8 protein-coding genes are annotated in these 5,622 nt (G+C 47.8%); 4 read left to right on the top strand and 4 right to left on the bottom strand.

Features of this window, described 5'->3' with window-relative positions:
• On the top strand, window positions 1-1,150 hold a 1,150-nt coding region (locus Q0314_RS10255; protein WP_298058734.1), incomplete at its 5' end, for a hypothetical protein.
• A gap of 260 nt (window positions 1,151-1,410) precedes the next feature.
• Here the strand turns inward: Q0314_RS10255 and Q0314_RS10250 are convergent.
• From Q0314_RS10250 to nadD, 4 genes are all read right to left on the bottom strand, one after another.
• Window positions 1,411-2,238, bottom strand: a complete 828-nt coding sequence (locus Q0314_RS10250) for an alpha/beta hydrolase (RefSeq protein WP_298058733.1) — start codon at window positions 2,236-2,238, stop codon at window positions 1,411-1,413.
• A 555-nt stretch (window positions 2,239-2,793) separates the two neighbouring features.
• Window positions 2,794-3,024 (bottom strand): hypothetical protein, encoded by a 231-nt coding sequence (locus Q0314_RS10245; RefSeq protein ID WP_298058731.1) that lies wholly within the window; start codon window positions 3,022-3,024, stop codon window positions 2,794-2,796.
• A 46-nt stretch (window positions 3,025-3,070) separates the two neighbouring features.
• Window positions 3,071-3,397 (bottom strand): ribosome silencing factor, encoded by a 327-nt coding sequence (rsfS, locus tag Q0314_RS10240; protein ID WP_009492759.1) that lies wholly within the window; start codon window positions 3,395-3,397, stop codon window positions 3,071-3,073.
• Window positions 3,361-3,933 (bottom strand): nicotinate (nicotinamide) nucleotide adenylyltransferase, encoded by a 573-nt coding sequence (gene nadD / locus Q0314_RS10235; RefSeq protein ID WP_298058728.1) that lies wholly within the window; start codon window positions 3,931-3,933, stop codon window positions 3,361-3,363. The genes rsfS and nadD overlap by 37 nt, the downstream gene beginning before the upstream one ends.
• Window positions 3,934-3,986: 53 nt before the next feature.
• Between nadD and Q0314_RS10230 the strand changes: the two genes are divergently transcribed.
• The 3 genes from Q0314_RS10230 to pgk form a co-directional block, all read left to right on the top strand.
• Window positions 3,987-4,127, top strand: coding sequence for a hypothetical protein (locus Q0314_RS10230; protein ID WP_298058726.1), 141 nt, complete (start codon window positions 3,987-3,989; stop codon window positions 4,125-4,127).
• A gap of 119 nt (window positions 4,128-4,246) precedes the next feature.
• Window positions 4,247-5,242 carry a type I glyceraldehyde-3-phosphate dehydrogenase gene (gap, locus tag Q0314_RS10225; RefSeq protein WP_298058724.1) on the top strand — a complete coding sequence of 332 codons (996 nt, stop codon included), beginning with the start codon at window positions 4,247-4,249 and terminating at the stop codon, window positions 5,240-5,242.
• A 16-nt stretch (window positions 5,243-5,258) separates the two neighbouring features.
• Window positions 5,259-5,622: phosphoglycerate kinase (gene pgk / locus Q0314_RS10220; protein ID WP_298058722.1), on the top strand; the 364-nt coding region annotated here is incomplete at its 3' end.

Raw genomic sequence — 5,622 nt, 5'->3', positions numbered from 1 at the left:
TAACGAGCGCGGCGAGACGGTGAAATTTAGAGCCGATTTTCCGCCATCAAACATTATCTTTGAGGAGTGCGAGGATGAAGTAGGTAATGCTGACGAGAAGGATAAAATAGGAGACAAGCTAGGCAATGTCGATCAAATTTGTGCTTTGCGCGGCGAGAACGTCCTTTTTATCGTCTCGCAAAGCGAGCCTGAAGGCTGGCGTAAGAAGCTATATCTGCTAGAAGGTGAGCACGTTAGCGTTATCGCAGAGGGCGTCATCGCCGTGGGCAAATCAAAGCGAAACGAAATTTACGCCCTTCTTAGGAGAGGCGAGGTTGAACTCATAAAAGGCTACGACGGCAAGGGCGGCGGCGAGCCTATCGCAAAATTTAGCCACGACGTGGAGCTAACATACGACGAGGCTGAAATTTTACCCTTTAACGACGGCAGCAAGGTGCTTTTGAGCTGCCACGACGGGATATTTTTGATCTCGCAAAGCGGCGCGAAGCTCATCCATCCGATCTATGAGGACGGACAGCTCTACGAGGACGATGACGGCAACGCTGCACTCTATATCGACATGGCTAACGCGACTATATCAAACGACAATGCTCTCATCGTCGCCGGCGAGCAGTGCGGCGATCACGTCCTGATGGATAGCGAGGGCGAGCGGCTCGGCAGCATCGGCGCGCAGAGCTCGTATCCGCACTTTTGTCTATTTAGCGCGGACGATACTCAGCTTATAGCGAACTCCTGCCACTTCTACAACGGCGTCACGATCGGCGTGGACAGGGCGGCTCTAAAGCAAGGGGTGGATGTTGAGGCTTATTCGTATGACGAAGATGGCGAGAAAAATTTCACGCTGATCGACGATGCGATGAGGGTTTACGCGGGCGTAGCGACGCGGGACTTTTATATCCTCGGCGACGCATACGGCTACATAAAAGCAGTCGGCAAGGACGGGCGTAAAATTTGGCGCCACTATCTGGGCGGTACGATAAAGTCTATGGCTCTAAGCGAGGACGGTAGCGTGCTATTTGTGGGTACTTACGGCGGCAGGCTACATAAACTACGCCTCGGCGCGGGCCAAGACAGCCACACGATCGGCAACGGCAACCACAAAGAGGAATTTAGACTGATCGCTTATGAGGATAAAATTTATCGGTGGTAAGAGACGCGCGGCATAGCGGCTCAAATTTTAACGTTTTTAAAATGCCGGTCTTGGCAAATAAAATGCGGAGCTAAGATTTGCAAAATTTGACTCAAATTTTAAATGCTAAAATTTAAAACAAATTAACTAAATTTGAATACAAAAAATATAAAACGAAGTATTTTGCCGCGAGACCGCTCAAATTCGGCTCAAATTTTATGCATCTGCAAAAAGCGCGGCGACAAAATTTATAGACCTCGTCGCCGCAAATTTATTAGTCGTTAGTCGCCGATCGTATCGGCGTCAAACGTGCCCTCAAGTATGCTTTTGATAAAAGAAACGGTCGCAAAGCGCGCGGCTGGCAAATTTATGAGCGTGTGCGGAGCATTAGGCAAGAGTAAAACTATCGCGTTTTTCTTGTCACCGTAGGCTGCGGCGCAGTTTCCGGTGGCGTTTTCGTTGCCTAGATAGCTATTTTTTTGAGAAAAATATTTATCCTGATCGCTTACTAAATTTAAAACCGGCGTATCGCTAAGCGCCGTTTTATGTTCTTTTACAAAGTAATTCTCCTCGCACGACCAAGAGTTTATAATCTTGCCCAAAAAGTCCTTGCCCTCGTATCTGGCTACAGCCACCGCGCCTTCGCTGGTGCCGGCTAAAAACAGCTTGCTCGTATCCGCCCATTCAGTGTTTTTTAGCGCATCCAGGGCGATCTTAATTTCGCTAGAGCGTAGTGAATGGGCTTTTTCGTAAATCTCCTTATCTGCCGGAGATTTGTAGGTTATCCTGTTTTCTAGGGCCATGCTATCAAACATAAAGCTTCCTATGCCCTCTTTTGCTAGCCACTCTTGCCATTTGTCAAGGCCTATTTTGTTGTTGATACCAGATGAGCCGTGCAGGAAAACTACGACCGGCGCTTTGGCTTGCGTCTTTGGGGCGTCTTTAAAAAGTCCGACGTAAATATCGCCGCCCGTGACGTTTTTTGGAAGCGCGATTTGAGCCTGCGCTACGCCTTTTTGGGCTGACTCGCTCGTATGCAAGTACGCGTCGCCCGCAAACAAATACGCCGTAAAGAGCGCAACCAATAAAACAAAAGTTTTTCTAAACATAAGCATCCTTTATCTTGACTTTGGTTGATTATATAAAAAATAGATTTAAGGTGGCCTTTTGATTTATAAAATAATCGCTAAAAAAGCAGGAAAAACTCGCGGTAGTCGGCTTTTAAATTTCGGTATTAAAGTCGCTTTGCCGCCAAATGCATCTAACTTGTGTTTTGTGTCCCGCTCACCGTCCGTTCTCTGCTAAATTTTCGGTCGAAATTCAAGGTTGCAAAACCCATCTTGCCGGCTTTGGCGCCAAATTTAATTGCAAATTCTCTCTTGCTCGTCCTCTTAAAAGTCAAATTTCGTAAGATAATTTTTAATTTTATTTAGCTTTTGGATTTTTGCCGCGGGAGATTTTACGGTCAGGAGAAATTTAGTGTAGGTTTTTAGTTTCATTTTTGCTACGCCAGTTAAATTTGCGGGCTTTGCGCCGTCAAGCGATCAGGGTAAAATTTGGCTCGATTTATCATATCAAAAAGATAGTTGTCTGGGCGCGCAAATTTGGATTTAAGAAATTTGGGAGTTTATGATAGAGGTGATCTTATTAAGCTCGTCCATAAACTATGAGCGGTCAAATTTAAACTCCAGCTCGTACCGCCAGTCTTTGCGGTATAGGTTTGAAGAGTCGCTAAATTTGACGACGTCCGCCTCAAATTTGACTTTTTTAAAATAAAAGCAAAAGCCTGCGCGTCGGCTTTTGGCTAAAATAATCAAGCACGCCGCTTGCAAGATCAAGTAAAATTTATCGTTTATAGCAGAGGTGGCTTGGGTCAAATTTGCCGTCCTCTGCATACTTTAGGCAAATTTGACGCCACCAGCAAGGCAAGCTAAATTTAGCTTAGGCTTTCGCCTCTTTTAGCTTGCTTAAAAACTCTTCGATGTTGTATTTGGCACGGTACTGCGCGCTCATGAGGTGGATGAGGATGTCGCCTAGATCGATCACGACCCAGTCGCCGGAGCTTTCGATGCCTAAAAACTGCTCGCCCTCGTCCTTTAGCCCCTCTTTTAGGTCGTCCGTTAGCGAGTAGGCGTGGCGTTCGCCCATCGTGGTGGCGATGATGACGCATTTTGCGATGTATTCGCGCCCGCTCATGTCGATAGCTTCGATGGCTTCGGCCTTTTTGGCGTCTAGGATTTTGATGATTCGTTCGATTCTTTCTTGCATGTTTTTCCTTGATAAAATTTCGCCGCCTCGTCCGCTATGCACGGTATCATCAGGTTTTTGTCCAAATTTTGCCTGATTTGCGAGGACGAAACGGGCGCATTTATGTTTAAAATTTTAAAATTTTCAGGCACGGCTACATCGTCGCGACTGGCTATGACGAAAGTCGCGAGCCTAAAGAGCTCGTCTATCTCGTGCCATTTGTCTAGGCTTGCTAGATGATCGGCGCCGATGATGAGATAAAGCTCGCTCACGGCGTAAATTTGCCGCATATGCCGCACGCTCTCTATCGTCGGCACGGGACGATTTTGCGCGATCTCGTAGTCGCTCACGCAGACTTTAGGCAGCGCGCCCCAAGCCTCGTTCGCCCACTTTAGCCGAAGCAGCGGCGGAGCCGAAAACTCGCTCTTAAACGGGCTGATAAAAGTCGGCATGATGATGAGCTTGTCCGCGTCTAGCTGCTTTAGTGCGGCTTTAACGGCGGCGTCGTGCCCGAGATGAGGCGGGTCAAAACTACCGCCGAAAAGCGCGATTTTCATAAATTTGCCTTTAAAATTTCGGTGCAGTTTAGCGAATTTGAAGTGAAAATTGGTTGAAAATCAAAAAAATCGCCGATAAAGCGCAAATTAAATGGAGATTTTGTAAAATTTGGGGATTTTTGGGCTTTGACGGGCTTGCTTTTGGCGTCCGTGCAGGGCTAAATTTGCAAAAGGCGGGCTTTAGAGCGGCTTAAATTTACGCGCTCGGCATCGGTTGAGGCCGGTAAATTTAACGCGCAAAAGCTAAAAAGTATGAAAATAACCTTTCTGGGCACCCTAAAGCGACCGGAAAATCCAGCACAAGGAGCTAAACATGGTAAAAATCGCGATCAACGGTTTTGGACGTATCGGCAGGTGCGCTGCTCGTATTATTTTAGAGCGAGACGACGTTGAGCTTGTCGCTATCAACGACACGGCGACGCGCGACATGACGCGCTATCTGCTCAAATACGACAGCGTGCACGGCGAATTTAAGCAAGACGTTAAGGTGATAAGCGACGATTTTATAGAAGTAAACGGTAAAAAGATAAGAGTTTTTTCAACAAGAGATCTAAACGAGCTTAGCTACGCTGACTACGGTGCAGACGTGGTTTTGGAGTGCACGGGCAAGTTTTTGACCACTGAAAAATGCGAGCCGTATCTAGCTCGCGGTATCAAAAAAGTCGTCATGAGCGCTCCGGCAAAAGACGACACGGCGACGTTCGTAGTCGGCGTAAACGACGATAAATACGCAGGCGAAGCGATCGTCTCAAACGCAAGCTGCACGACAAACGGCCTAGCTCCCGTCGCAAAAGTACTAAATGATAAATTTGGCATCATAAAAGGGCTCATGACTACGATCCACGCCTACACGAACGGCCAAAGCTTGGTTGATGTTAAGGCCAAAGACTTCCGCCGTTCGCGTGCCGCAGCCCTAAATATCGGGCCTACGACCACCGGAGCCGCAAAAGCTATCGCTAAAGTGCTTCCAGAGCTAAACGGCAAGATGCACGGCCAAAGCGTGCGCGTACCAGTCGCAAACGTCTCTATGGTCGATCTAACGGCGGTTTTAAAAAGACCGGCTAGCAAAGAGGAGATAAACGAGGCGTTTAGAGCGGCTGCGGAGTCAAATTTAAAGGGAATTTTATTCGTAGATGACGATTACAGGGTTAGCAGCGACTTTTGCACGAGCGCATACAGCAGTATCGTAGCGAGCGACACGACGCAGGTTATTGCGGGTGATATGGTAAAGGTCTTTGCGTGGTACGACAACGAGTGGGGCTACTCGACAAGACTCGTCGATCTAGCTAAGATCGTCGCTACGAAGTAAATTTAAAGGGTGAAAAATGAGTGAAATTTTATCGATCAACGACCTTGAGCTGGGCGGCGCGAAGGTATTTGTCAGGTGCGATTTTAACGTGCCGATGGACGAGTTTTTAAACATCACCGACGACCGCCGCATACGCTCTGCGATACCAACTATCCGCTACTGCCTGGATAACGGCTGCAGCGTGGTTTTGGCTAGCCATCTAGGACGTCCGAAAAACGGCTTTGAGGAGAAATTTTCGCTGCGAGGCGTCGCAAAGAGGCTTTCGAGGCTGCTTGATAGGGACGTGATATTTGCCGAGGACGTCATCGGCGCCGATGCCAAAGCTAAAGCCGCCGCACTAAAGCCTGGCGAAATTTTGCTTCTTGAAAATTTGCGCTTTG

Source organism: uncultured Campylobacter sp., assembly GCF_938040115.1.
Taxonomy (GTDB): Bacteria; Campylobacterota; Campylobacteria; order Campylobacterales; family Campylobacteraceae; genus Campylobacter_A.
This window is presented reverse-complemented; position numbering and strand designations above follow the sequence as displayed.

Excerpts from the sequence above, each read along its gene's own strand:
- nadD (WP_298058728.1), bottom strand. The coding sequence starts at position 3,933 with ATGAAAATCGCGCTTTTCGGCGGTAGTTTTGACCCGCCTCATCTCGGG.
- Q0314_RS10250 (WP_298058733.1), bottom strand. The coding sequence starts at position 2,238 with ATGTTTAGAAAAACTTTTGTTTTATTGGTTGCGCTCTTTACGGCGTAT.
- rsfS (WP_009492759.1), bottom strand. The coding sequence starts at position 3,397 with ATGCAAGAAAGAATCGAACGAATCATCAAAATCCTAGACGCCAAAAAG.
- gap (WP_298058724.1), top strand. The coding sequence starts at position 4,247 with ATGGTAAAAATCGCGATCAACGGTTTTGGACGTATCGGCAGGTGCGCT.
- Q0314_RS10245 (WP_298058731.1), bottom strand. The coding sequence starts at position 3,024 with ATGCAGAGGACGGCAAATTTGACCCAAGCCACCTCTGCTATAAACGAT.